The sequence below is a fragment of the Phaeobacter sp. 11ANDIMAR09 genome (genome assembly GCF_001294455.1).
In the GTDB taxonomy this organism is placed as follows: Bacteria; Pseudomonadota; Alphaproteobacteria; order Rhodobacterales; family Rhodobacteraceae; genus Pseudophaeobacter.
This window is the reverse complement of record NZ_LIKT01000008.1, coordinates 42,244-66,409: the sequence shown is the minus strand read 5'-3', so window position 1 is coordinate 66,409 and position 24,166 is coordinate 42,244. Positions and strand designations below refer to the sequence as shown.

The following is a 24,166-nucleotide window of genomic DNA, read 5'->3' as shown; positions in this document are numbered from 1 at the left end:
TCGGTTGCGAGGTTTTCCTGACCTCCGTACGTGATCAAGCAGGTGCCTCCTGATCATTTCAGGCATTGGATGAGGTTACCGTGCTCACTTGGCATTGGGGATTTTGCATCTCTTTGTTGCACGAGTTGCCTTCTGCCACGGCGATGTTTGCGTCACTGGCTGGAACCAGTTTAGCGGATTAGCGACAGAATCGGATTGAACAGTTCCTCTCATGTCGCCGGATTTGTTTGGCCGCTATTGCCTCATGGGTTTCGAAATCGGGTAACGCCCTGAAATACGGCGGTTTAAAATTATTGAAAATAATAGTTATATAGAATAACAATTATGGACACGTATCAATGGAAGTGCCTTTGCATTGCTATTGGTCGGTCTTAAGGGAGGAACCAATGACCAAATCTCGAAGAAGTATTCTGCTGTACGCACGCGCAGCCGCTGTTTCGGCGTTGGCCTTGAGCGTCACAGCCACAAGCGCTCTCGCTGCCGACATTACTCTACGGATGCACCAGTTCCTGCCAGCGCAGGCAAGTGTTCCCAAGAACATTCTGGATGTTTGGGCTGACAAAATTGAAACCGAATCCGATGGTCGCATTGAGATACAGCGGTATCCTTCGATGCAGCTGGGGGGCAAACCGCCGCAACTGATCGATCAGGCTGTTGATGGTATTGCCGATATCGTCTGGACGGTATCCGGTTATACGCCTGGTCGCTTCCCGCGGGCAGAAGTCTTCGAACTTCCCTTCACTATGACCAATGCCGAGGCCGTCTCACGGGCATATTGGGAACTGGCTGAAGAAACCATGATGGACACCGACTTCAAGCAATTTAAAGTGTTGGGTCTTTGGGTGCATGGCCCCGGTCTTATTCACTCGGCTAAGCCGATTTCATCTCTTGAAGATCTGAACGGCGTAAAGCTTCGAGCGCCGACACGCGTGACCAACACGATGTTCCAGTCTTTGGGCGCGACCCCTGTCGGCATGCCGATTCCGGCCGTCCCTGAGGCTCTATCGAAAGGTGTTATCGACGCCACGGTCATTCCCTGGGAGGTAACGGTTCCGCTGAAAGTGAACGAGTTGGTGAGCAATCACACAACTTTCGGAGACTCGTCACTCTATACCACCACCTTCATTTTTGCGATGAATAGGGCCCGTTGGGATGCACTGCCTGATGATCTGAAAGCTGTGATCGACGCCAACTCTGGCGTGGAGTTCTCGGCTTTTGCCGGGCGTCAGATGCAGGCAGATGACGCGCCTGGCCTGAAGCAGGCAACTGAGCGCGGCAACAACATCATTTCCCTGTCCGAGTCACAAGTCGACGAGTGGAAAGCCGCCTCTGCACCGTCAACTGAGGCCTGGGTCGCCGAAATGGATGGCAAGGGCCTGGATGGTACTGGTCTGCGCGCACGTGCGCTGGAACTGATTGCCAAACATACGTCAGAGTAAATCTTATATTCCCCAAGCCATCCGGTTTGGGGAATTTGTCTTCTGGGAGGAAAGACATGCTGAAATGGGTGGAGCGAATGGCGCGTATGCTGGCGGTTACAGGGGGGCTGGTGCTGACCTTTCTGGTCTTGCTGACCTGCGTCAGTGTTTTGGGGCGCGGTCTGAATACCTTGGGTCATTCGGAAATCTTAGCATCCCTATCGGAGGGGGCAGGAAGGGCCTTGATCTCCACCGGGGTTGGCCCTGTCATCGGCGATTTTGAGCTGGTTGAAGCCGGAGTGGCCTTTGCGATCTTTGCCTTTCTTCCAGTTTGCCAGCTTTATGGCAGCCATGCGACTGTTGATGTTTTTACCAATGGGCTGGGCAGCAAAGCGAACAGGTTTATCGCAGTGTTTTGGGAAGTCGTTCTGACGAGTGTGATTATTCTGATCACAGCGCGCCTGTTTGCCGGGTTGCAAAGCAAATTGGCATACGAGGAGACAACGTTTCTGCTGCAGTTTCCTGTCTGGTGGGCCTATGCCGCAAGTTTTCTGGCAGCTGTCTTATCCGTGCTCGTTGGCATCTATTGTGCCGCAGCTCGGCTGGCCGAACTGGTCTCGGGACGGCAATACCTGCCCTATGCAGGGGGGCAGTCCATTGACGATGCTTGAAATGGGCTATGCGTCCTTCCCCTTCTTGTTGTTGATGATTTTCCTGCGGGCCCCGATTGGTTTGGCGATGCTGCTGTGCGGGATTGGTGGTCTTTACTTTGCTATGGGTGGCGCGAACATGTTTCTCGCCAAGCTCAAGTCCGAAACCTATACCACCTTTTCCAGCTATTCACTGACCATCATTCCGATGTTTCTGCTGATGGGGCAATTTGCAACCCTGTCAGGCATGTCATCGGCACTGTTCAAGGCCGCAGAAAGCTGGCTTGGGCATCGTAAGGGGGGCGTTGCCATGGCTTCGGTTGGGGCCTGTGCCGGTTTTGGTGCGATCTGTGGTTCATCGCTTGCAACAGCCGCTACCATGAGCCGTGTGGCTTTGCCTGAACTGCGCCGCTATGGCTATTCTGGCGGGTTCTCAACCGCGACGCTGGCTGCGGGTGGAACCCTTGGTATTTTAATTCCCCCATCCGTCATTTTGGTGATCTATGCCATCCTGACAGAACAGAATATCGCCAAGCTGTTTCTGGCGGCTTTTGTGCCGGGGGTTTTGGCGGCGGTCGGCTATATCATTACCATTTCGATCTATGTACGCCTGAACCCGGATTCCGCCGGAACCCGGGCGGCCGTACCCTATTCAGATCGCTTCCGCGCATTGGTGGATGTCTGGCCCGTATTGCTGGTTTTTGGGCTTGTTGTGGGCGGCATCTATCTGGGTTGGTTCACCCCCACCGAGGGGGCCGCAGTGGGAGCGGCGGGCACCGGGGTTATCGCCTTGCTGTCAGGCAACCTCAGCTGGAATGTCTTTGTTGAAAGCATCATCGCTACAGCGACCAGCACGGCCATGATCTTTTTCATTGTCTTGGGGGCTGGGCTGTACAACAGTTTCCTTGCTCTGAGCCAGGTCCCGCAGGAGCTTTCTGCCTGGGTGGTAGGACTGGGGCTGAGCCCTTGGGCCGTGTTGTCACTGATCCTTGTCTTCTATCTGATCTTTGGCTGCTTGATGGACAGTCTCAGCATGATCCTACTGACCATACCGATCTTCTTCCCGGTCATCAGCGCGCTGGATTTTGGCATGAGCCCAGAACATGTTGCAATCTGGTTCGGTATCCTTGTTCTGATTGTGGTTGAAGTTGGGTTGATCACACCGCCGGTGGGAATGAACTTGTTCATTATCAATGCGATGGATCGATCTACGCCCATGGTGGAAACCTATAAAGCGGTGATGTGGTTTGTCACGTCGGACATCCTGCGCGTCATCATCTTGGTCATGTTTCCGGCGATTACACTGTTCCTGATCCCAAAATAAATGGCGGTTGCAAAGACAAGAGCATGACGCGGGCAGAAAAATGAGAGCAAGGCAATGATCGAACAAACTAGGTTGGAGGGGTTCAAATGCGAATAGACGGAAATATCGCACTGGTCACAGGTGGCGGGAGCGGCCTTGGCGCGGCAACCGCGCGGCGTCTGGCCGCACAGGGCGCAAAGGTTGCGGTGGTGGATTTCAACATTGACGGAGCACAGGCCGTCGCCGAGGAAATCGGCGGTATCGCCGTGCAGGCCGATGTGTCGGATGAAACCGCCGTAGGGGCGGCTTTTGATGAAGCTGAACAAAAGCTTGGCGGAGCTCCGCGCATTGTTGTGAGCTGCGCCGGGGTTGGCATGGCTGCGCGGATTGTCGGGCGGGAACGGAAACTCTCCTTCGATGTGTTTGAGCAAACCCTGAAGGTGAACCTGTTTGGCACCTACAATGTGATGAGCCACGGCGCCTGTCGCATGGCCGAACTGGAGCCCTTGGAAGATGGCGAACGCGGCGTGGTTATTAACACAGCCTCGGTCGCCTGGCAGGACGAGCAACTTGGACAGGCAGCCTATGCAGCTTCGAAAGGCGCGATTGCCTCGATGTGCCTGCCCGCTGCCCGCGAGTTTGCTCAATCCGGCATTCGGGTCATGGCCATTGCGCCGGGGCTTTTCCACACGCCGATGATGGAAGGCCTGCCTGAAGAGGTGGCCGTAAAAATCACCGCCAACATCCCCTTTCCGTCGCGGTTGGGAGAACCTCAAGAATTTGCCATGCTGGCAGAACAGATCATTGCAAACCCGTTCCTAAACGGAACCACAATTCGGCTGGACGGCGCGGTCCGCCTGCCGCCGCGCTAAGGACATCTATATGACATCTGAAATCCTGAAGATCGAGGTCGATGGCCCAGTCGCTACTCTGACCATGAACCGACCTGGTAAACGCAATGCGATGTGCGAGGAGCTTCTCAACGCGCTTGATGCATTTTTCTCGGCGCCGCCAAAGGAGGTTCGGGTGGTAATCCTGACCGGGATCGAGGGGCACTATTGTTCTGGGTTGGACCTGTCAGAACATGTACACCGTTCGGCCGAAGAAAACCTTCACCATTCGCGCCATTGGCACGGGGTGATGGATAAAATTCAATCCGGTGGTTTGGCTGTTGTCTCTGCGATGTTTGGCGCGGTGATCGGGGGGGGGATGGAGCTTGCGGCCTCAACCCACGTACGCATCGCCGAAAGCTCGACAATCTTTCAGCTTCCCGAAGGGCGTCGCGGTATATTTGTTGGGGGCGGGGCCACCGCACGTGTCGGCCGGTTGCTTGGTGCGGACCGTATGACCGAGATGATGTTGACGGGTCGAAAGTACGGTTCCGAAGACGGTGTCGCACTTGGACTTGCGCATTATTCAGTAGGTGAAGGGGAAGCCTTGCCTCTGGCGCAAAATCTGGCCGGCAAAATCGCACGTAATGCGCCGATGTCAAACTATCTGATGATCAACGCGATCGCTCGGATCAATGACATGAGCCAAGCCGACGGGCTGTTCACAGAATCTTTGGCGGCCGCCCTGTCGCAAACCACGCCAGATGCCGAGGAAGGTCTGCGCGCCTTTCTGGAAAAACGCGCCCCTAAATTCCGGTGATGACATGAAAAAACCTGCCTCGAAACCCGCTGAAGCCACTGCTGTCCATCAAGTCGATGATGAAACGCTCCGCAATTTCATCGGCTACCACATGAAGCGCGCGTTTAACGTGGTCCAAGCCGACCTTGTGCAGACACTGAAGCCATTTGATTTGCGGATGTTGACCTATACGGCGCTGGTTCTGATCGTCGACAATCCCGGATTGCGCCAGTCTCAACTGGCCGATGCAATGGACATAGAACGCCCCAACCTTGTCGTCATCATCGACGAGTTGGAGCGACGCGAGTTGATCAATCGCGAACGGGTGCCCACCGACCGTCGGGCCTATGCGCTGATAGCGACGCTGGCGGGGCGGCGTTTGTATGAAAAGGCCGTGGCTGCCGTCATCGCGCACGAATCTGTGCTGCTTGACGGAATTGACGAGACCACCCGCGCCACGGTGATCGCTGCCATGAAGCAGATCGAGAAAAGCCCGAGAAAGGGGTGAGCCATGAAACGGACATCAGAGTTCAAAAACCACTCGGTTCTGCGGGAAGACCGAAACGACGGGACAATCTTGCTGCGCTCGACACATGAATTGGGCCCGGTTGTCGACAAAACCGGTGTCTGGTTGCACGAATGGGCAGAAAAGGCACCCGAGCGCATCTTTTTAGCCGAACGCAGCGGTGCGGGCTGGCGCGAGGAGGGCTATGGCGAAACCCTGCAAAAGGTCCGGGCCATCGCCGCATCCTTGCTGGCGCGCGGCATGGGGCCGGATACGCCAATCATTATTATGTCAGGCAATGGAGTCGATCACGGGCTGTTGTCGCTGGCCGCGCAATATGTCGGCGTGCCAACGGCACCGGTCGCCGAACAATACTCGCTGATCCACGGGGCCCATGGCCGGCTGCAACATGCCATCGAACTGGTGCACCCCAAAATGGCCTATGTGGTGGATGCCGACCAATACGCTGAGGCCCTGGCATTGGATGCACTGGACGGCATAGAGGTCGTTGCCAGCCGCCCGGGCAAGAATAGCAAAGTAACGGCCTTTGATGAGTTGCTGAAGGGCGATAGCGGCGTTGATGTCGATGCGGCCTATGCCAAGGTCACACCGGATACCGTTGCCAAAATCCTGATGACCTCGGGCTCCACGTCGGCGCCCAAAGGGGTGAAGACCACGCAGCGCATGATGTGTGTAAACCAGACTCAGATTGCGGACGCTCTGCCCTTCCTGCGCGCCCGCCCACCACGTGTGGTCGACTGGCTGCCGTGGAATCACGTCTTTGGTGGTTCGCATAACTTCAACATGATGCTGGCCAATGGTGGCAGTTTTTACATTGATGACGGTAAGCCCGTGAAAGGCCTGTTCGACCGCACCGTGGAAAACCTGTCGATGGTGACTGGGTCATTGGTGTTCAATGTTCCCGTCGGCTTTGGTCTGCTTCTGGGGGCCTTGCAGCAGGATGCCGATCTGCGCCAGCGCTTCTTTGCCGATCTCGACCTGATCTTCTACGCCGGTGCTTCGCTGCCGCAGGATATCTGGTCGGGCTTTGAACAAATGGCGATGGAGGTGAAGGGCGAAATTCCTTTGATGACATCCTCCTGGGGACTCACTGAAACCGCCCCCGCCACGATGATGCAGAGTGAACCGATTGACCGTTCCGGTGTGGTTGGTGTGCCACTAAACGGGGTGACGCTCAAACTGATCCCGGATGCCGATATGCGTTGCGAGATGCGGATCAAAGGGCCGCAGGTGATGCCCGGCTATTTCGAGGACCCGCAAAAGACAAAAGACGCCTTTGATGATGAAGGGTTTTTTATCACCGGCGACGCCATGCAGTTCATCGACAAGACGGACATGAACAAGGGCATGAAGTTCGACGGACGTATTTCCGAAGATTTTAAACTGCTGACGGGCACCTGGGTGCGCGCCGCGCAACTGCGTATAGACATGCTCGCCTGTCTTGCTCCGCTGGCTGCCGATCTGGTGATCACCGGCGCCGACAAACACCAGATCGGTGTGATGGTCTTCCCCGATGTGACCGAGCTGAAACGCGAAGGTTTTGGTCTGACAGAGGACAACGGAGCCTATCGTTGTGACCTGTTGCAGGGCGAAATCCACCGTCGCCTAGTCGAACGCGCCCGCGAGATTTCAGGCAGCTCGACGCAGATTTCTCGCGCCATCGTGCTCAGCGAGGCTGCCTCGATGCCAGAGGGGGAAATGACCGCTAAGGGCAATTTGAACTTCCGCAAGGTGCTGACGCGCCGCGCGGCTTTGCTGGACCGGCTTTATGATGGCGCCGATCCTGCCACCATCACGTTATAATAAAGGAACAGGACAGATGGTTGATATCTCCAAGGTCCGCGCACTCGACATCCACACCCATGCCGAGGAACCCTGCGGCTGCCATTCCGACGATGGCTATGATGATCTGCAATCCACAATGGCCAACTATTTTGGCGCGCCATGGCAACATCCACCGACCATTCCGCAAACTGCAGCCCATTACCGTGAACAGAACATTGCGGCGGTGATTTTCCCCGTGGATGCGGAACGGGAAACCGGCTATCGGCGCTATTCCAATGACGAGGTGCTTGAACAGGTCAAGGATAACAGCGATGTGCTGATCCCCTTCGCCTCCATCGACCCCTGGAAGGGTAAGATGGCCGTGCGTGAAGCACGTCGTTTGATCGAGGAATGCGGCGTCAAAGGTTTTAAGTTCCACCCGACCATGCAGGGCTTCTTTGCCAATGATCGCATGGCCTACCCCTTCTACGAGGTGTTGGCCGAACATAAATGCGTTGCCCTGTTCCATACTGGGCAAACCGGTGTGGGGTCTGGCATGCGGGGTGGCAACGGCATGCGGCTGAAATACTCCAACCCGATGTATATGGATGATGTGGCAGTGGATTTCCCCGACATGAACATCATTCTGGCGCACCCCTCGTTCCCTTGGCAGGAAGAGGCGCTGGCCGTTGCCCAGCATAAGCCAAATGTCTATATCGACCTGTCGGGCTGGTCGCCAAAATACTTCCCCGAAATCTTGGTGCGGTATTGTAACTCGATCCTCAAGAAGAAGGTGTTGTTTGGTTCTGACTGGCCGATGATCACACCGGAACGCTGGCTGGCTGATTTTGACAAGATCGCGATCAAGGATCACCTGCGCGAAGACATCATCAAGAACAACGCAGCCCGGCTTTTGGGACTGATGTAATACAAATCTGGGTGCCTGCGGCAATCGACTTTCTGAACAAGATTTCGACTGATCAAACCTCGTCGCGAGTCCGCTGAGCCGCACACCCAATGGGGCAAAGCGTGCATTGCACCAAACGTTATTAAAGCATGAGGAAACAATAGCATGAAGCCGTTTCAGGCACCGATTGAGGACATTCTGTTCTCGCTCAACCATGTTGCTGGTGCAGATACGTTGCCGGACTGGGACGCAGAATTCGCAGCTGAAATCGGTGGCCATTTTGCGTCTTTTGCGGAAGGCGAGATTGCCCCGTTGGACGAACCCGGTGACATTCAGGGTTGCACCCTTTCGGATGGTCGCGTGTCGATGCCCGATGGCTTTGCCGAGGTTTACCGCGCCTATGTTGAACAGGGCTGGCCCTCTCTGACAGCACCGGAAGAATATGGTGGTCAAGGATTGGGGGCGCTGACGCTGGCAATCACGTCTGAAATCTTCTCGGGTGCGAACCATAGCCTGCAAATGGTCACCGGCTTGGTCCCCGGCGCGGTGCGCGTGCTGATGCGATTTGGCTCGGACGATCAGAAATTCCGCCACATCCCGCCCTTGGCCTCGGGAGAAACCATCGCCACGATGTGTCTGACGGAACCGGGTGCGGGATCTGATCTTAGTGTTGTACGCTGTCGTGCCGCGCCATCAGGGAGCAGCTGGGGCATCACTGGCGAGAAAATCTTTATCTCGGGCGGCGATCAGGACATGAGCGATAGAATCCTGCACCTTGTGCTGGCCCGAACCTCTGACGACGGGATAAAGGGATTGTCCCTTTTCCTTTGTCCCTGCACCCGGGCCGATGGCAGCCGCAATGGGGTCATGGTCACAAGGATCGAAGAAAAGATGGGGCTACATGCCTCGCCGACCTGCCAGCTGGCCTTTGAGGGGGCCGAAGCCGAATTGATTGGTGAAGAGGGCAAGGGGTTGAAGGCGATGTTCACCATGATGAACCATGCCCGCGCTGATGTGGCGCTGCAGGGGGTGGCGCATGCTGCGCGGGCCTATGACATCGCCAGTTCCTATGCGGCCGAGCGCGTGCAGGGGCGCAGAGCTGATGGGTCCCCGGCGCGCCTTGACCAGCATGCTGATGTGCGCCGCATGCTGACTGAAATCGACAGGCTTGCGGTCACCGGGCGCGCTATGGCCCATCTTGCCTGCGTGACGATGGAGCGGGGGGGCGACCCTGATTTGGTCGAGTTCCTCACCCCCCTGACCAAGGTCTTTTGCACTGAGGCCGGCATGCGCGCGGCGGAACTGGGCATGCAAGTTCTTGGCGGTTATGGCTATCTGCGGGAATACCGGTTGGAGCAAACCTACCGCGATGCCCGCATAACGGCGATCTATGAAGGGGCAAACGGTATCCACGAACGGATGCTGGCAACGCGCCTTGCGCCGGGGGCGGCAGGTGATGCATTTGAAGCCTATGTCGCCGCGCAAGCCGAAGAAACCCAGGACGACAGGATCCATCATGCTTTGCGCGCCTGGAGAGACCTGCGAACCCGCCTCGGAGAAGTTGAAGATCCATCTTCTCTGGCACATCAGTTTATGAGCAGTTCCAGTGACGTTCTCCTGGCCTGCATTCGAGCACGGATCAGTCAAATAGCGGCCCGTCATCCCAACCCAACCAGAATGCTAAGGCTGTCCGTGTAACGGACAGCCTGGTGGCCCTCGGCAGGGCGCAGTTCAGCGCATGTCGAAGGTATCGTCTTCATCTTTGTGGTCGATATAGATTACTTTTCGTGACCCTGATGCCCAAGTTTGCTTTTGAGCGGTTTCAGCAGTGTACGCTATCTCGTCAAAGGGCTGTTGAAACACTACGCGCAGGTCGATCACTGCATCGATATCCTGGTCCTTGCGTGTTTGCTTGAACATCGACGAGGCGGGATCGTTTTCAAGCCAATTTTCTAGAGTTTGGATTGACTAAGTACCTTTGCCATAAGACACCTAAACCCGCCAGCGACCATTGGCTTGGGCAACATGACCCAGATGCATCTGCATGGAACCTGCCAGACGTACCAATGGGGCTGAAAGGAACCGGCGACCAAAGATCTTGTCGCCAGGGCCGTTCATAGTCTTTTAGGGTGGCAACAGGTTGAATGTAGTGCCAGGCCCAACGGCAGTCACCATGAACTCTGCAACAGGTTGAACGTCTCTGCAAGCATCGGGGTGCCTTTGCGGCGCTCTAAGGCAACGAAACAAAGACAAGCAGGCACCGCAACTGAATTGCAGACCGCAAGACCGAAGGATTGTTTTTGGTGGAGCGCGATGGATTCGCGACAAAGGCTGAGGCCGATGCCAGATCGCACCATCTCGAGCATTGAGGCCTCTTGGTCGACACGTGCCACGACCCCCAGACGGTCGGCTGGATTTGTATAGATTTTGGACAAAAGGCGATAGTGGACGGACCGTTCGGGCGTGCCGATCCAAGGCAGTTTCGCCAACTCAGGCCAATCGGCATTCTCGATCTTCTTTTGCCACCCGATCGGACCGATCACGCGATAGGTGAAATCGGCAAGTTTGATCGCATGTATTGGATCTTCCGTATCCGATCCCATCAGGGATAGGTCGTCCGGTCCGCACAAATAGAAACCTGCATCAATCTGACCCCGTTTCAGCCATGTCATAATATCGCCGCTGACACCGTGGGTCAGTTCAGTTTCAATGTCCGGATGTTCTGTTCGCAGGCGCGCCAATATCCGACCAAGCCGGATAAACTCTGGATCAACGATCGTTCCGATCCTGAGTTTGCCGCTGATCCGGCCAGACCTTTGGCGGGCACTGCGCTGGAAATCACTCATTGCATCCAGAACCTGTTCGGCCTTTGCCAAGACTGCGGCGCCGTCATGGCTGATCTGAAGGCCGGTGGGTGTTCTGTTGAACAGTGTGATTCCCGTCTCTTCTCCAAGCCGTTTGATCTGGTGGCTAATGGCTGGCTGGGTCAGGTTCAGCACCTCAGCAGCACGCGAAACGCTTCCTTCCCGAGCCACGGTAACAAACGCCAGGATGGTGTTAATATTTGAAAAACGGTCCATATAAAAATCTCTAATATCGCATTGTGCGATTTGTCATTAGGTTTTTTCGCGTCCGTCGCCCAGAGATCATCGAAATCAGCGTTCTGGGAGGGACCGCGAACCGAAGCCCGAGCCTTCCACGGTCATTCGAAATGCCGTGTGTAAGCCATGGTTCTTTGCCTCTTTCAGCACGCCGGTCGCAAGGAAACGACGGATGGGTGGATGATCAAAATGTCTAAAGGTTTGAACGGGTTCGACTATATCGTGATTGGCGGCGGCTCCGCCGGGTGCTTGATGGCCAATCGCCTAAGCGCCGATCCGACCAAAAAGGTGCTTCTTCTGGAAGCCGGCAAGCCAGACACCTATCCTTGGATTCATATCCCCGTTGGTTATCTGTATTGTATCGGGAATCCGCGCGCTGACTGGATGTACAAAACCGAGCCGGACAAAGGTTTGAACGGGCGGAGTCTTCTTTACCCACGCGGCAAGACGCTGGGCGGGTGTTCGTCGATCAACGGCATGATCTATATGCGCGGGCAAGCCCGTGATTATGACAACTGGGCCGAACTGACAGGTGAAGCAGCCTGGAGCTGGGAAAACGCGCTTGCCGATTTCAAAGCGCATGAAAACCACTACAAGTTGGATGATGATGCTGATCCGGTCACGGGCAATAACAGCAGGTTTTCCGACATGCACGGGCATGGCGGCGAGTGGCGGATTGAAAAGCAGCGGCTGAGCTGGGATGTGCTGGACAGTTTTGCTGATGCGGCTGTTGAGACAGGCATCCAGAAAACCGATGATTTCAACAGTGGCGACAACGCCGGTGTCGGATACTTCGATGTGAACCAGCGTTCGGGCTGGCGTTGGAATACGTCCAAGGCCTTTTTGCGCCCCGCCAAGCAGCGCAAAAATCTGACAATCTGGACAGAAGCGCAGGTCGAGAAACTGGCTTTTGAGAAAGACGCTGATGGCGCGGTGCGCTGTGTCGGCGCAAAAGTTCATCGTGCGGGAAAACCGGTTACTGTAACTGCCACCAAAGAGGTTGTCCTGTCAGCTGGCGCCGTCAACTCTCCACAGATCCTGCAATTGTCGGGGATCGGACCTGCTGCTTTGCTGAAAGAGCACGGCATCGATGTGGTGATGGATCAGCCGTTTGTGGGTGAAAACCTGCAAGACCATCTGCAGATCCGCGCGGTCTTCAAGGTTAAAGGCACGCGCACCATGAATACCTTGGCCAATTCGATGGTCGGCAAGGCCAAGATCGGTTTGGAGTATCTTCTGAAACGGTCTGGCCCGATGAGCATGTCGCCCAGCCAGTTGGGCGCCTTCACCCGGTCTGACTCTGGTCGGACCCATGCCAATCTTGAATACCATGTACAGCCGCTGAGCCTTGAGGCCTTCGGAGACGATCTGCACGATTTTCCGGCCATGACGGTCAGCGTTTGCAACCTGAACCCAACCAGCCGAGGGCACGTTCGGATCACCTCATCTGATTTCCGCGATGCGCCTAAGATTGTGCCGAATTACTTGGACACCGAGGATGATCGCAAGGTCGCTGCAGACAGCCTGCGTCAGGTGCGCAGGATTATGGCCCAATCCGCGATGGCGCCCTATGAACCCGAAGAGTATAAGCCCGGCGTTCAGTATCAAACTGATGAGGATCTGGCCCGTCTCGCAGGCGACATCGCCAGCACGATCTTTCACCCGGTCGGCACAGTGAAAATGGGCCGTGACGACGACCCCACCGCCGTTCTCGATCCGCATCTGCGCTTGAAGGGTGTCGCGGGCCTGCGCGTGGTGGATGCCTCGGTCATGCCGGAAATCACCAGCGGCAACACCAATTCGCCCACGATCATGATCGCCGAGAAAGCCGCGGGCTGGATTCTGGCCGGTCAGTAACCCGGCATCTCTGAAATTCTGACGTCTAACTGGAGGTCACATGCGTAATTCGTTTTCCAACTTGCCGCTTACCGGCGTGAAAGTCGTTGATTTTGGCCAGTATATCGCAGGTCCCGCAGTTGCGATGTTGTTGGGGGATTTGGGCGCAACGGTTGTTCATATCGATCCTCCGAATGGCCCGATGTGGGACAGCCCCGCGAACGCCACATTGAACCGCAACAAGGTCATCGTGAACCTTGACCTGAAGTCCGAAGAAGGGCTGGAGCAGGCGCGCGCGCTCTGTGCTGAGGCTGATATCATCGTTGAGAATTTCCGGCCCGGAAAGATCGCAAAGCTGGGGTTCGATTTCGCAGCAATGCGCCAAGAGCGCCCCGAGCTGATTACGATATCTGTGCCCGGATTTGCGTCAAATGACACTGAACGGCGGGAATTGCGAGCCTATGAAAGTATCGTGGCGGCAAGCTCGGGTGTGTTCACCGATATGGGCTTGAACCGTGTGCTCATGGGGCTCAACCCGTCGTTCTCGCCACTGCCACTTGCCTCTGCCTATGCGTCTCAGATCGCAGCCTCGGCCACTGTTTTGGCGTTGCAATCGCGCCAGGTGACCGGCTTGGGAGATCAGATCGAAGTGCCGTTAGCGGCCGCCGTGATGGAAGGGCTGTGCTACAACTCAATCAAGGTCGATGGCATGCCCGAACGGTACCTGACCCAGCGTGAGGTTGAGATCGAACGCCGGCGTGTCGAAGGCCTGCCGATGAATGTTAGCTATGAGGATCTGCAGGAACTGATGGATCCCTTCTTCCGCAGCTATATGTGCAAAGACGGGCGGATGTTCTATGTTGTTTGTCCCAGCCACAAAAACCACGCACGGCGTTGTCTCGAGGTGCTCGGCATTTATGACGAATTGGTTGAAGACGGGCTGACCTCAGAGGAAAACACCTACAAGCCATGGTCGGAATGGGAACACGAAACCTCCTTGGGGGTCTACCCAATGCCCAAGGACTGGGCCGACAAGATCTCGGAGCGGATGAAAGAGGTCTTCATGACCCGCACATCGCACGAGTGGAAAAAAATGTTTGGCCGCGGCCTCATCCCCGGCGCGCCGCAACGCTGGCTGCAGGAATGGATCCACGATGAGTATGCGGAGACCTCCGGTCTGATGATTGATGTGCACGATCCGGTGTATGGCGACATGACACAACCTGGTCCGGTGGTCTGGATGGAAGAAAGCGGCGAAGAGGCTTTGCAGCCCGTTCCACGCCGTTGGGTGAATTTTGACGAAGCGTTGAAGATTCTGAAGAAGCACAGAACTGAAATTCCGGAACCTTCTGAAGAGACAGCACAGGACGGTTGGCTTACGGGCGTGCGAGTGCTGGATTTGTGCAACGTGATCGCAGGGCCGCATTCTGCAAGCTATTTGGCGCGGTTCGGTGCCGAAGTGATCAAGCTGGAACCAGCCGAGCCGATGTATGACAGCTGGAACACCGTTATCTACGGCATGTCACAGATGCGCGGCAAACGCTCGATCTTGGCAGACATCACATCGCGCCATGGGCGGCAGGTGTTTGAAGACTTGGTGAAGTCCGTTGATGTCATCGTTTGGAATGCGCCTGATAACCAGATCAAAAAGATGGGTCTGGATGCCGACAATTTGCGCAAGCTCAATCCAGACGCATTGTTCTGTAAGCTTGATTGTTTCAGCGGAGTGCGTCGCGGAACCAGAACCGACTATATCGGTTATGACGATCTTGTGCAGGCAACCACGGGCATCATGCTGCGCTTTGGTGGGGCAATGGACCGCCCCGAGGAACACGCCCATGTGGGCACTATTGACGTGATGTGCGGGTTTGGCGGTGCTTTGGGAGTCGCGGCGGCGCTGTATCAGAAATACCGTTTCGGCCGTATCGGACGCGGGCGTACATCCTTGTCGTCCAACAGCGGATTGCTGCAGGTGCCATTCGCCTTTGATTTCAAGGGGAGAGGGTTGTTCGATGAACCCTCGGGCCCAGAGGCGAGTGGCTATGACGCGCTGGCACGGTTTTACAGCACCGCATCGCGTCATATTCTCCTTAGTGCCTACGAGGCTGATCTTCCTTTGTTCCGCAATGTTGAGGGGCTGGAAGAGCTTCCTGACCTGCCCGAAGACGACCGTGCGGCCTATCTGGCAAATGCGTTCCTGACGCAACCGGCAACAGAGTGGGTGGAAGCCTTGCAAGCAGCTGATATTGGCGCAGTGGTTTGTGAAAATCTTGATGCTTTGCGCGCCCGGAACCTGCGCGACGCCGACGGAACGCCAGGAACCGATAACGGAAGCTATTCGTTCTCGAACTATCCCGACCACCCAAGTGGTCACGAGGTTATCCAGCTTGATCCCTACGCAGTGCGATCGGCTCGTGGAAAGGTCACCGCGGTCACACCCGCAGAAAAATTCGGAACGTCCACGCGCGCGGTTCTCAAGGACCTTGGCTATGCAGAGACCGCAATCGAAGCGATGATCAAATCTGGCAACCTCAGTGAAAGCTGGAGCGAGGAATACCTGCCCAGCTAATCAGATCAGCCGCCCTCCCAAATGCTGGGGCGGGCGGCTTTTGATGCAACAATAGGCCTGAACTCAATTTTAGGGCCCATCCACCCAAGCCTGACGCAAAAATTAGGTCGCGCGACGTTGCATCGCGCGGGAGGACCTATTGCGCCATGTGCTTGCGCGCCATTTAGGAGGAAACATGGCCAAGACACCCCCATTGATGGACTTACCCATCCAAACCGCAGATCGCGGCTTCTATGCTGGTTTCAGCAAAGATGTCGCGATCACATCCAAAATATTGATTGCTGCCCTTATTGTGTGGGCCATTGCCGTCCCAGAGACTGCAGCAAAAACCCTTGGAGCTCTGAACAGTTCTCTGCTGGGTACATTCTCCAGCTGGTACATCTATGTTGTCGCGCTTTTCCTGATCGCATGTGTGGTTTTGGCGCTTATCCCAAGCACAGGCCGGTTGAAGCTTGGTCTTGAGGGGGACGTGCCTGAGTTCTCGAACTTCTCATGGTTTTCGATGATGTTCGGTGCCGGCATCGGGATTGGCATGCTTACCTTCGCAACTGCGGAACCGATGTATCACTTCGCAACGAACCCGAATGTGATCATGGGAGACGCAGCCGGATCGTCCGCGGACAATGTCAACTACGCCTACATTTGGTCGTTTCTGCACTGGGGCTTTTCTGCCTGGGCCTGTTACGCAATCGTTGGTCTGTCGCTTGCCTATTTCTCGTACCGCCGCAATCTTCCCCTGACCATTCGCTCAGCGCTGACCCCTCTCTTCGGCGAAGGCCTGTCAGGCATCTTAGGCCACATCGTGGATATCGTCGCCGTCGTCGCTACCATTCTTGGTGTCGCACAGACGCTGGGCTTTGGGGTCGAGCAATTTGTGTCGGGCTTGCATCGCATCGGTTTTGGCGATTGGCTAATTGTCGCTGAAACGGGCAAACCGTCAACTGCAGGTGTTATCACCGCGCTTTTGGTCATCATGGGCGCGTCAACATTGTCGGCGCTGTCTGGTGTTGGCAAGGGGATCAAGTGGCTGTCCAACATCAACATGGGACTTAGCTTCTTTCTGCTTGCCTTTTTCTTGCTCTTTGGCTCGACCTTCTTCGGCCTAAGCGCGCTTGTCGAGGGCTTGGTCAGCTACATCGTTCAACTGCCCAAACTGCTTTTCACCGTTTGGACATCTGACGGTGTTGAGGGCAGCGAAGCTGCACAGTTGGCCGGCTGGCAAGGTGGCTGGTCGGTGTTCTATTGGGCATGGTGGATCGCGTTTGCTCCGTTCGTGGGCGTGTTCCTTGCGCGCATTTCCCGTGGGCGTTCCGTGCGCGAGTATATTCTTGGGGCGATCATCATCCCGTCGATCATGTGCTTTGTCTGGTTCACGGTCGTCGGAGGTACCGCCATAGACCTGACACTGAACGGCGGAGCTGGCGATGCGATCTCCGGTGCAGGGCAACAGAACCAGTTGTTCGCAATGCTCGACTTCATCCTTGGTACCGGCTCGGCCTGGATCATGGCTGTAATCGTTGTTGTCTTGTTGCTTACATATCTGGTGACCACAGCTGACTCCGCGATCTTGATCGTAAACACAATCAACGCAGCTGGGGCCGAGAGGCCATCCGGTCGCCCTCACATCATCTTTTGGGGCTTGGCTCTGTCGTTGGTTGTAGGTGGGTTGTTGATCGCTGGTGGTGTTGGTGCAATCCAATCCGCAATGGTCATCGGCGCCTTGCCATTCTCACTCGTGATGGTCCTGATGTGCGTCGCACTGGTCAAAGCGATCGTGAAAGACGGTATGCGCGAGAAAAACGGCGTTCAAACCGTTCATGTCGCCGAGTAAAAGCTGAAGGGGGGCCATGCCCCCCTTCTTTCCCTGCAGTTCAGACTAGAACTTGCAGCAATATCAGGTGGAAAATTAAGCGATCCCTGCGCGCTTGTATCTATTATTAGCATGTTGTTACAGAAATGCGCAGAGTTGCATCCACGGCTCAATACCAAACTGAGCAGCCCCACTTGAGTGATCCAATTAAAAGTTAGTGCATGGTTGGCCGTTGGCCCATCGGGATGATGGCCCTGGGTGTAGGTGGGCGGTAGCCTAGGGGCTCGCTTGATGTTGTCGTGTGTCCGAGCAAGCGATGATGATCGAAGCCGCTGGCAGTGAGTAGAAATTTTCCGCGCTTAGCAGTTTGTCGCGCATCCGCCCGTTGTCGTTTTCGTAAAATTCGTTCTCCCACACACTGCAAGGCAGTGCATGTTTTACATGCATTAGAGGGGGAGGACCGCTTGATGAGTGCAGTCTTTGCCCCAACAGCGTCGATCCTATTTCTGAGGGCCTCAGCGAAAAATTCTGGGTCGTTGCCCGGCCGAATGTAAACAGGCACGTTCGGCAGGGTAAACAGTTCGTCAGCGCGTCGATGGCTTTGGTAGAGTTCGGCTTCCGCTTCACCTGGATCGTCTGGCGTTGCGGACTGTGTTCATCCAGAATTTCAATGTTCTGCAAGCCCTGCGGTCAACAGTTCGATGACGTATCGAGCCCTTGAGAGCGCCATTGGTCCGAGCAAGAATGACGCGAGTCATTCGACCAGACGTCATTGCGATACGCGGGACTTAGTCGGACCTAGGTCCCGCCGTTGAGCCTTGCGTGCAACAAGGTAGCAGCTTGTAAACATCCCAACTTTATCCGCTCTCTCAATGATATCGAACCCTGCGTCCTTCAATTTGCGCTCAAGGATTTTTGCAGTTACAAAGTCAACAAACGGGGCCTTTCCAATGGCCTGCATAACAGGGATCGCAACCTTACTAATCATTGCGTATTTGAAGCCGCCATGCTCCGGGGCACAAACAGTTTTTGAGATGAAAATTCCACCCGGTTTTATCAATGAAGATATGTATTCAAGCGTGCTATCGAGCTCTGGTAGAAGGTGAAGCAAATTATGCGCCAGGACCGCGTCGTAAGATGCGCTATCAGGAGAATGATCTAGAACTTCAGCCACTTTGAATGTGACGTTTCCGACAGTTTCGCCTACGAGTTTTTCATTTGCGATCTCGATCATGCCTGGTGAGAGGTCAGTAGCCGTGATCTGGGCTACATGTGGTGCGATCAGCAGTGCTGTCGAACCTGTGCCGCAGCCAATTTCCAGCACTTTATCTTCGGATTTCAAATGAGATTTTGTGCGCTCAAGCGTCCTCAGATACCCGTCCATGTCCCGGATTGGATCCGTGGCATACTTGCGAGAAATTTTGCTCCAGAACGCGGCGTCTTTGGATAGTGCAGCCATTGAGAGTTTCTTTCTATTCACGCGATTTCAGTGCTTGTACGTTCAAACATAATTTAAGGGAATTGCCTTTCTTTGCAGAAGCTTTATGCATCTACGCATGAACTGGAAGGCTATCAACTTTGACTGGAACCAGGTGCGCTCCTTTCTCGCGACGACCGAAAAGGGGTCTTTCTCCGCAGCTGCGCGTGTGCTTGAGCAAACCCAGCCGACGGTGGGCCGCCAAGTTGCGGCACTGGAGCGGTCACTTGGAATAAAGCTTTTTGAGCGGGTTGGAAAATCACTGAACCTGACCAGCGCCGGAGCAGATTTGTTGGTGCACGTGCAGGAGATGGCAGAGGTTGCGAACCGAATTTCATTAACCGCGACAAGCCAGTCAAATACCGTGGAAGGGCAAGTCAAGATAACCGCATCAGATGTTATGTCCGCCTATCAACTTCCGCCCATCCTAAAGCAGATCCGTTTTGCGGCTCCGCGCTTGGAGATCGATGTTGTCGCAACGAATGATCTGCGCGACTTACAACGGCGCGAGGCTGACATTGCAATCCGGCATGTGCGCCCAATTCAACCGAACCTGATCGCGAAACTGGTGGCCGAAGCGACAGCACATTTTTACGCGGCGCCTTCGTACCTAGATCAGGTCGGGCGCCCTGAAACGGAAACTGAACTCGCAAAACTAGATTTTGTTAGTTTTGGAGACGTGGCAACGATGATTGGCTTTCTCAATCCGGCTGGCATTCCGGTCACCGCTCAGAATTTCCGGATAGGGTCAAAATCCGGGATCGTTTCTTGGGAGATGGTGCGGCAAGGCTTGGGGGTGAGTGTTATGTCTGACGAAGTCGCTGCAATGACCTCTGGCGTTGAGAGAGTGCTTCCTGGTCGAGAGCCGTTCAAATTTCCGATCTGGCTCGCCACCCATTCGGAACTGCATACTGCACGAAGAATACGTTTGGTGTTTGATCAACTTGCGGAGCAATTGAGTGCTCCAAGTAGGTTTCCTCAACTGTAGGCTTGAAGGCCGGGGCTGCGATCCGACATCCACAGCTTTCGAGATCTGAGAGACCAATGCCGTACACGGGAGACAGTGGTTCTATGCAGAAAGTGCCCCTTTTCAAAGTGCCTCATGACGGAACCAGTAGCTCACAAATCCGCTATGTGCTTCGTCTTTGCGCCTGTTTCAATTTCGAGGCCTCTGAGAGTTATTGGACGCCACGTGTGAATGAATTGGGGTAGAGGTGGAAAATCTATACTGCCGCTGTCGGCGACTTTTTCGCCATTGAAGACACCACCACCCCACTTTCTGTCATCACCTGATTCCGGCCTGAGTTTTTGGCAACATATAGCAACTCATCGGCACGTTTGAGTAAGGCCGCTGCAACGCTGGCCTCCTCGCAAATCTCTGTGAGCCCTATGCTAACCGTTAAGCGAATTCTGTTTGCATCAGCTATAATTTCGCTTGATTGGATCGTTGATCGTAACCGTTCGCATGCAGCATATGCGCCGATCAGATCCGTGTCAGGAAAGACCAAGGCAAATTCCTCACCGCCAAGCCTTCCCACAAGATCGATTGAGCGAAATTCACGTATCAGCATTCTTGAAAGCTGTTGGAGAGTCTTGTCTCCGGCATCGTGACCATATGTGTCGTTGATACGTTTGAAATGATCTACATCGAGCATTGCAACTGACATTGGCAACCCGCGTCGTTGCGCTCTGTCAAATTGAGTTTCCAATGTTTTCAGAAACGGCCTTCGGTTCGAAACCTGGGTCAAGGGATCCGTATTTGCCTCAATCTGCAGGAGCTCATAGGCTTTGGTCAGCTCTCGAATACTTAAAATGCCGACTAGCTTTCCTTTCTCAAGCACGGGTATGTGCCGGATCGCGTTTTCATTCATGAGGTGAAGCAGGTAGGTTACTTCATCCTCTGGACTGCAAGAAATGACCGAGCGGGTCATCACCTCGGAGACCAAGGCGTCTGCCGCCTTTGGGTCGCAACTGGCCACAACGGGTAAAAGGTCCCTTTCAGAGATGATTCCAACCAATGCGCTGGTTTCGTCGGTCACGACCAATGCGCCAAGTTTTAGATCGAGCAAAACCTTAGCAGCTTGCCTTAGAGTTGATTCAGGATGAATCCCTTCCACCTTGGTCGATACCTTGGATTCTAACAACTGAACTACTCTCACTCTACACACTCCGTATTCATCCGCCTGTAGTCTGCGGGCGATACATGAAAAGAGGTTAAAAGCCGCTTCCTGCATGCGTATTTGGTAGTGAAACTTTAACTCAACCGACAGTGCTTCATGTTTTGAGCGCAGGTCGCGTTTGGGTCTTGCTGCGGAGCAAAGTGCTTAGCTGTCATCGAATGGAGGCTCTATATCATATGGGACTAGAGCCACGGGGACAGGAGCTGGGGGACCACAATCATTCGATATTGGGTCAGGTGGTTTCCCGTTCGAGCTGGGGAGGTGGTACCACTCGAAACCAATATGTTTGTTGTTGACTGGCCTATGACAGTGGCCCGACCGAATATGTGATGCCAGATCTGCCGGGGCTTGGACGCGTGACAGGACTTCCCTGCGGGAGGCCGGTTCTGAACGGTGCGGTGGGTTACTTGATATCGATGGTCTGGCGAAGGCTGTGGGACTCGGGGTCCAGAATCAAGATCTGGTTTTCTGTGGTCACAACCGCAATCCAACCGGTTCCAAAGGTCACAGCCTGGGCTGTAGTGCCTGCGGGTAGGGTGATTTCCGCGGGCAGGCTGGGGCCATCGGCAGACAAGCGGATGACAAGCAGGCTGATAACCACTACAAGCCCGCCAATCATCACCACGGTCAATGTGGTCACCAGGCGTCGCAGGAATTTGAGCTGCGGCGGCTCGTCTTGAATTTCAGGCTCGGAAGGATCAGTCATGGGCAGCCGCCAGATTGAGTTTATCATCGCGGAAGATCCGCCTAAGAGGCTTGATAAAGCGGTTTCGCGCGATGTGCCAGCGGAAGCGACATTGTCACGCACCAGGCTGGCTCGATTGATTGAAGCGGGCAGTCTTACAGTCGATGGTGCCGTGGTGCAGGACGCCAAGGCCCGGGTTGCCGAGGGCGCTGTGATTTCCATCACCGTGGAAGAGGCCGAAGACAGCCATATCGGTCCCGAGGACATCAGTCTGGACGTGATTTTTGAGGATGACGATCTGATCGTGATCAACAAACCTGCTGGCATGGTGGTGCATCCGGCACCGGGGACGCCCTCGGGCACCCTGGTCAACGCCCTGCTGCATCACTGTGGCGAGAACCTCTCTGGAGTGGGGGGCATTAAGCGTCCGGGCATTGTGCATCGTATCGACAAAGAGACTTCGGGGCTCTTGGTGGTGGCAAAATCTGATGTGGCCCATCAAGGGCTGGCTCAGCAGTTTGAGAAACACACGGTCGAGCGCTACTATCGCGCCATCTGCTACGGAGTTCCCGATGCCAACGACCCGCGTCTGCGCGGGGTGAAAGGCACCAGTTTTGAGACCGGAAATATTCTGAAACTGACCACCCAGTTGGCGCGGCACAAACATGACCGTCAACGTCAGGCCGTGTTGTTTCAGGGCGGTCGTCATGCGGTGACGCGGGCGCGCATTGTCGAGCCTTTTGGCAATCCTCCCGTGGCTGCCTTGATTGAATGTTGGCTTGAAACCGGGCGCACCCATCAGATCCGGGTGCATATGACCCATGCGGGGCATGGGCTGGTTGGCGATCCCACCTATGGCGGCAAACGCAAGCTGGCAGCTAAGTCTCTGACCCCGGCGGCTATTGCGGCGGTGCAGAATTTTCCTCGGCAAGCCCTGCATGCGGCGGTGCTTGGATTCGTGCATCCAGTGACGGGCGAGGATCTGCGGTTTGAGGCACCGCTGCCCGAAGATATGGCAGGGCTGATTTCGGCCCTTTCTCAACCCGTTGTAAAAGCTTGATTGTTTTTGCAACTATCTGTGACGCATGTCACAGATAGTTCTGCAGCCGAAATATATAGTGTTTCTTGTAAGCACCTCTTGAAAGGTGTTTAGCGCTAACCCATATGACTTAATGTTAAGTCCATAAACATCTTGGGAGGGACCGTTTGAATGGCTAATTACGCAAATCTGCCCGCACCGACCCCCGAAGGCGGTCTGAACCGCTACATGCAAGAAATCCGCAAATTCCCGCTCCTGGAGCCGGAAGAAGAATATATGCTGGCCAAGGCCTGGGTGGAAAAAGAGGACTCCGGTGCGGCGCATCGGATGGTCACCTCGCACCTGCGTCTCGCCGCCAAAATTGCTATGGGCTACCGGGGCTATGGGCTGCCGCAGGCCGAGGTGATCTCTGAGGCCAACGTCGGCCTGATGCAGGCGGTGAAACGCTTTGACCCGGAAAAGGGCTTTCGTCTGGCCACCTATGCCATGTGGTGGATTCGCGCCTCGATCCAGGAATATGTCCTGCGGTCCTGGTCGATGGTCAAGCTGGGCACCACCTCGGCGCAGAAGAAGCTCTTCTTCAACCTGCGCAAGGCCAAGGCCCGTATTGGCGCCCTGGAAGAGGGCGACTTGCGTCCTGAAAACGTCGCCAAGATCGCTCATGACCTTGGGGTGACCGAAGACGAAGTCATCTCGATGAACCGTCGGATGTCCGGTGGGGATGCCTCCCTCAATGCCACGGTTGGCAGCGAGGGCGAAGGCACCATGCAGTGGCAGGACTGGCTCGAGGACGAAGACGCTGATCAGGCTGGCGATTATGAGGCCCGCGATGAGCTGGAAGCCCGGCGCGAGCTGTTGGCCCAGGCCCTGGACGTTCTGAACGAGCGGGAAAAGGATATTCTCACCCAGCGTCGCCTGGCCGAGAAGGTGCAGACGCTGGAAGAGCTGAGCACGCAATATAGCGTCAGCCGCGAGCGTATTCGTCAGATCGAAGTGCGCGCCTTTGAAAAGCTGCAAAAGAAGATGCGCGAACTGGCTTCGGCCAAGGGTATGCTGACAGCCCAGTAAGCCAGTTGTTTGAATGCGTACAGAAAAGGCGGGGCCAAATGGCTCCGCCTTTTTTGCTATTACGTTCAAGCGGGGGCTGGCAAATGGGCGGGCGGGTTCTTGAGCGGGATGGTGTAGGGCTGGAGGCCGGTTGCGGCGCTGGCAGGGAAGCTGGCGGAGGCTATGGCGGAATCTGGCGGGCTGGGGCTGTCTGGCGTGCTGGCG

At 55.4% G+C, this 24,166-nt stretch carries 21 protein-coding genes; 15 read left to right on the top strand and 6 right to left on the bottom strand.

The window, feature by feature from the left end; all coding sequences use genetic code 11:
- The first annotated feature begins 386 nt into the window (after positions 1 to 386).
- The 9 genes from AN476_RS08880 to AN476_RS08840 all read left to right on the top strand — a co-directional run bounded on the left by AN476_RS08880 (position 387) and on the right by AN476_RS08840 (position 9,895).
- Positions 387 to 1,439: a TRAP transporter substrate-binding protein gene (locus AN476_RS08880; protein ID WP_054460897.1), complete on the top strand. Its 1,053-nt coding sequence runs from the start codon at positions 387 to 389 to the stop codon at positions 1,437 to 1,439.
- A gap of 56 nt (positions 1,440 to 1,495) precedes the next feature.
- On the top strand, positions 1,496 to 2,089 hold the full coding sequence (locus AN476_RS08875) for a TRAP transporter small permease (protein WP_054460895.1): 594 nt from the start codon (positions 1,496 to 1,498) through the stop codon (positions 2,087 to 2,089).
- Positions 2,076 to 3,392, top strand: a complete 1,317-nt coding sequence (locus AN476_RS08870) for a TRAP transporter large permease (RefSeq protein WP_054460894.1) — start codon at positions 2,076 to 2,078, stop codon at positions 3,390 to 3,392. The genes AN476_RS08875 and AN476_RS08870 overlap by 14 nt, the downstream gene beginning before the upstream one ends.
- An 86-nt stretch (positions 3,393 to 3,478) precedes the next feature.
- Positions 3,479 to 4,243 (top strand): SDR family NAD(P)-dependent oxidoreductase, encoded by a 765-nt coding sequence (locus AN476_RS08865; protein WP_054460892.1) that lies wholly within the window; start codon positions 3,479 to 3,481, stop codon positions 4,241 to 4,243.
- Positions 4,244 to 4,253: 10 nt separating this feature from the next.
- Positions 4,254 to 5,021 carry a crotonase/enoyl-CoA hydratase family protein gene (locus AN476_RS08860; RefSeq protein ID WP_054460890.1) on the top strand — a complete coding sequence of 256 codons (768 nt, stop codon included), beginning with the start codon at positions 4,254 to 4,256 and terminating at the stop codon, positions 5,019 to 5,021.
- Positions 5,022 to 5,025: 4 nt separating this feature from the next.
- On the top strand, positions 5,026 to 5,508 hold the full coding sequence (locus tag AN476_RS08855) for a MarR family winged helix-turn-helix transcriptional regulator (RefSeq protein ID WP_054460889.1): 483 nt from the start codon (positions 5,026 to 5,028) through the stop codon (positions 5,506 to 5,508).
- A gap of 3 nt (positions 5,509 to 5,511) precedes the next feature.
- Entirely contained in the window at positions 5,512 to 7,329 is a 1,818-nt protein-coding gene (locus AN476_RS08850; RefSeq protein ID WP_054460887.1) for a feruloyl-CoA synthase, read from the top strand.
- Between the two features lie 16 nt (positions 7,330 to 7,345).
- Positions 7,346 to 8,218 (top strand): amidohydrolase family protein, encoded by an 873-nt coding sequence (locus AN476_RS08845; protein ID WP_054460884.1) that lies wholly within the window; start codon positions 7,346 to 7,348, stop codon positions 8,216 to 8,218.
- A 144-nt stretch (positions 8,219 to 8,362) separates the two neighbouring features.
- Entirely contained in the window at positions 8,363 to 9,895 is a 1,533-nt protein-coding gene (locus tag AN476_RS08840) for an acyl-CoA dehydrogenase family protein (RefSeq protein WP_054460882.1), read from the top strand.
- 33 nt (positions 9,896 to 9,928) lie between these two features.
- Here AN476_RS08840 and AN476_RS08835 read toward each other — a convergent pair whose 3' ends face one another.
- The 3 genes from AN476_RS08835 to AN476_RS08830 all read right to left on the bottom strand — a co-directional run bounded on the left by AN476_RS08835 (position 9,929) and on the right by AN476_RS08830 (position 11,277).
- A complete protein-coding gene (locus AN476_RS08835) occupies positions 9,929 to 10,078 on the bottom strand; it encodes a hypothetical protein (RefSeq protein WP_157063719.1) in 150 nt (49 codons plus the stop codon).
- A gap of 111 nt (positions 10,079 to 10,189) precedes the next feature.
- Positions 10,190 to 10,315, bottom strand: a complete 126-nt coding sequence (locus AN476_RS23545; protein WP_083464295.1) for a hypothetical protein — start codon at positions 10,313 to 10,315, stop codon at positions 10,190 to 10,192.
- Between the two features lie 50 nt (positions 10,316 to 10,365).
- Positions 10,366 to 11,277 carry a LysR family transcriptional regulator gene (locus AN476_RS08830; RefSeq protein ID WP_054460877.1) on the bottom strand — a complete coding sequence of 304 codons (912 nt, stop codon included), beginning with the start codon at positions 11,275 to 11,277 and terminating at the stop codon, positions 10,366 to 10,368.
- A 210-nt stretch (positions 11,278 to 11,487) separates the two neighbouring features.
- Here AN476_RS08830 and AN476_RS08825 point away from each other — a divergent pair, with 210 nt between their 5' ends.
- From AN476_RS08825 to AN476_RS08815, 3 genes are all read left to right on the top strand, one after another.
- A complete protein-coding gene (locus AN476_RS08825) occupies positions 11,488 to 13,155 on the top strand; it encodes a GMC family oxidoreductase (RefSeq protein ID WP_054461107.1) in 1,668 nt (555 codons plus the stop codon).
- Between the two features lie 40 nt (positions 13,156 to 13,195).
- A complete protein-coding gene (locus tag AN476_RS08820; protein WP_054460875.1) occupies positions 13,196 to 15,703 on the top strand; it encodes a CoA transferase in 2,508 nt (835 codons plus the stop codon).
- 175 nt (positions 15,704 to 15,878) lie between these two features.
- The gene (locus AN476_RS08815; RefSeq protein ID WP_054460873.1) at positions 15,879 to 17,534 is read left to right on the top strand and encodes a BCCT family transporter; all 1,656 of its coding nucleotides are present in this window, start codon (positions 15,879 to 15,881) and stop codon (positions 17,532 to 17,534) included.
- 748 nt (positions 17,535 to 18,282) lie between these two features.
- On the opposite strand, the gene AN476_RS08810 is transcribed toward AN476_RS08815, so the two are convergent.
- Entirely contained in the window at positions 18,283 to 18,972 is a 690-nt protein-coding gene (locus tag AN476_RS08810) for a class I SAM-dependent methyltransferase (RefSeq protein WP_054460871.1), read from the bottom strand.
- Between the two features lie 85 nt (positions 18,973 to 19,057).
- Between AN476_RS08810 and AN476_RS08805 the strand changes: the two genes are divergently transcribed.
- Positions 19,058 to 19,978 (top strand): LysR family transcriptional regulator, encoded by a 921-nt coding sequence (locus AN476_RS08805; RefSeq protein ID WP_083464293.1) that lies wholly within the window; start codon positions 19,058 to 19,060, stop codon positions 19,976 to 19,978.
- A gap of 235 nt (positions 19,979 to 20,213) precedes the next feature.
- Here the strand turns inward: AN476_RS08805 and AN476_RS08800 are convergent, their stop codons facing one another.
- Positions 20,214 to 21,149: a GGDEF domain-containing protein gene (locus tag AN476_RS08800; protein WP_054461105.1), complete on the bottom strand. Its 936-nt coding sequence runs from the start codon at positions 21,147 to 21,149 to the stop codon at positions 20,214 to 20,216.
- A 424-nt stretch (positions 21,150 to 21,573) separates the two neighbouring features.
- Positions 21,574 to 21,876, bottom strand: a complete 303-nt coding sequence (locus AN476_RS08795; protein WP_054460868.1) for a DUF6476 family protein — start codon at positions 21,874 to 21,876, stop codon at positions 21,574 to 21,576.
- Here AN476_RS08795 and AN476_RS08790 point away from each other — a divergent pair.
- Together AN476_RS08790 and rpoH are read left to right on the top strand one after the other, a co-directional pair.
- Positions 21,875 to 22,915, top strand: a complete 1,041-nt coding sequence (locus AN476_RS08790) for an RluA family pseudouridine synthase (RefSeq protein WP_054460867.1) — start codon at positions 21,875 to 21,877, stop codon at positions 22,913 to 22,915. The two genes, AN476_RS08795 and AN476_RS08790, sit on opposite strands and share 2 nt — an antisense overlap.
- Positions 22,916 to 23,065: 150 nt before the next feature.
- Complete coding sequence (rpoH, locus tag AN476_RS08785; RefSeq protein ID WP_054460865.1) at positions 23,066 to 23,962, top strand: RNA polymerase sigma factor RpoH; 897 nt, start codon at positions 23,066 to 23,068, stop codon at positions 23,960 to 23,962.
- Positions 23,963 to 24,166 lie beyond the last annotated feature (204 nt).

Excerpts from the sequence above, each read along its gene's own strand:
- AN476_RS08840 (WP_054460882.1), top strand. The coding sequence starts at position 8,363 with ATGAAGCCGTTTCAGGCACCGATTGAGGACATTCTGTTCTCGCTCAAC.
- AN476_RS08865 (WP_054460892.1), top strand. The coding sequence starts at position 3,479 with ATGCGAATAGACGGAAATATCGCACTGGTCACAGGTGGCGGGAGCGGC.
- AN476_RS08815 (WP_054460873.1), top strand. The coding sequence starts at position 15,879 with ATGGCCAAGACACCCCCATTGATGGACTTACCCATCCAAACCGCAGAT.
- AN476_RS08790 (WP_054460867.1), top strand. The coding sequence starts at position 21,875 with ATGGGCAGCCGCCAGATTGAGTTTATCATCGCGGAAGATCCGCCTAAG.
- AN476_RS08860 (WP_054460890.1), top strand. The coding sequence starts at position 4,254 with ATGACATCTGAAATCCTGAAGATCGAGGTCGATGGCCCAGTCGCTACT.
- AN476_RS08810 (WP_054460871.1), bottom strand. The coding sequence starts at position 18,972 with ATGGCTGCACTATCCAAAGACGCCGCGTTCTGGAGCAAAATTTCTCGC.
- AN476_RS08820 (WP_054460875.1), top strand. The coding sequence starts at position 13,196 with ATGCGTAATTCGTTTTCCAACTTGCCGCTTACCGGCGTGAAAGTCGTT.
- rpoH (WP_054460865.1), top strand. The coding sequence starts at position 23,066 with ATGGCTAATTACGCAAATCTGCCCGCACCGACCCCCGAAGGCGGTCTG.
- AN476_RS23545 (WP_083464295.1), bottom strand. The coding sequence starts at position 10,315 with ATGAACGGCCCTGGCGACAAGATCTTTGGTCGCCGGTTCCTTTCAGCC.
- AN476_RS08845 (WP_054460884.1), top strand. The coding sequence starts at position 7,346 with ATGGTTGATATCTCCAAGGTCCGCGCACTCGACATCCACACCCATGCC.
- AN476_RS08880 (WP_054460897.1), top strand. The coding sequence starts at position 387 with ATGACCAAATCTCGAAGAAGTATTCTGCTGTACGCACGCGCAGCCGCT.
- AN476_RS08875 (WP_054460895.1), top strand. The coding sequence starts at position 1,496 with ATGCTGAAATGGGTGGAGCGAATGGCGCGTATGCTGGCGGTTACAGGG.
- AN476_RS08855 (WP_054460889.1), top strand. The coding sequence starts at position 5,026 with ATGAAAAAACCTGCCTCGAAACCCGCTGAAGCCACTGCTGTCCATCAA.
- AN476_RS08850 (WP_054460887.1), top strand. The coding sequence starts at position 5,512 with ATGAAACGGACATCAGAGTTCAAAAACCACTCGGTTCTGCGGGAAGAC.
- AN476_RS08795 (WP_054460868.1), bottom strand. The coding sequence starts at position 21,876 with ATGACTGATCCTTCCGAGCCTGAAATTCAAGACGAGCCGCCGCAGCTC.
- AN476_RS08805 (WP_083464293.1), top strand. The coding sequence starts at position 19,058 with ATGCATCTACGCATGAACTGGAAGGCTATCAACTTTGACTGGAACCAG.
- AN476_RS08830 (WP_054460877.1), bottom strand. The coding sequence starts at position 11,277 with ATGGACCGTTTTTCAAATATTAACACCATCCTGGCGTTTGTTACCGTG.
- AN476_RS08825 (WP_054461107.1), top strand. The coding sequence starts at position 11,488 with ATGTCTAAAGGTTTGAACGGGTTCGACTATATCGTGATTGGCGGCGGC.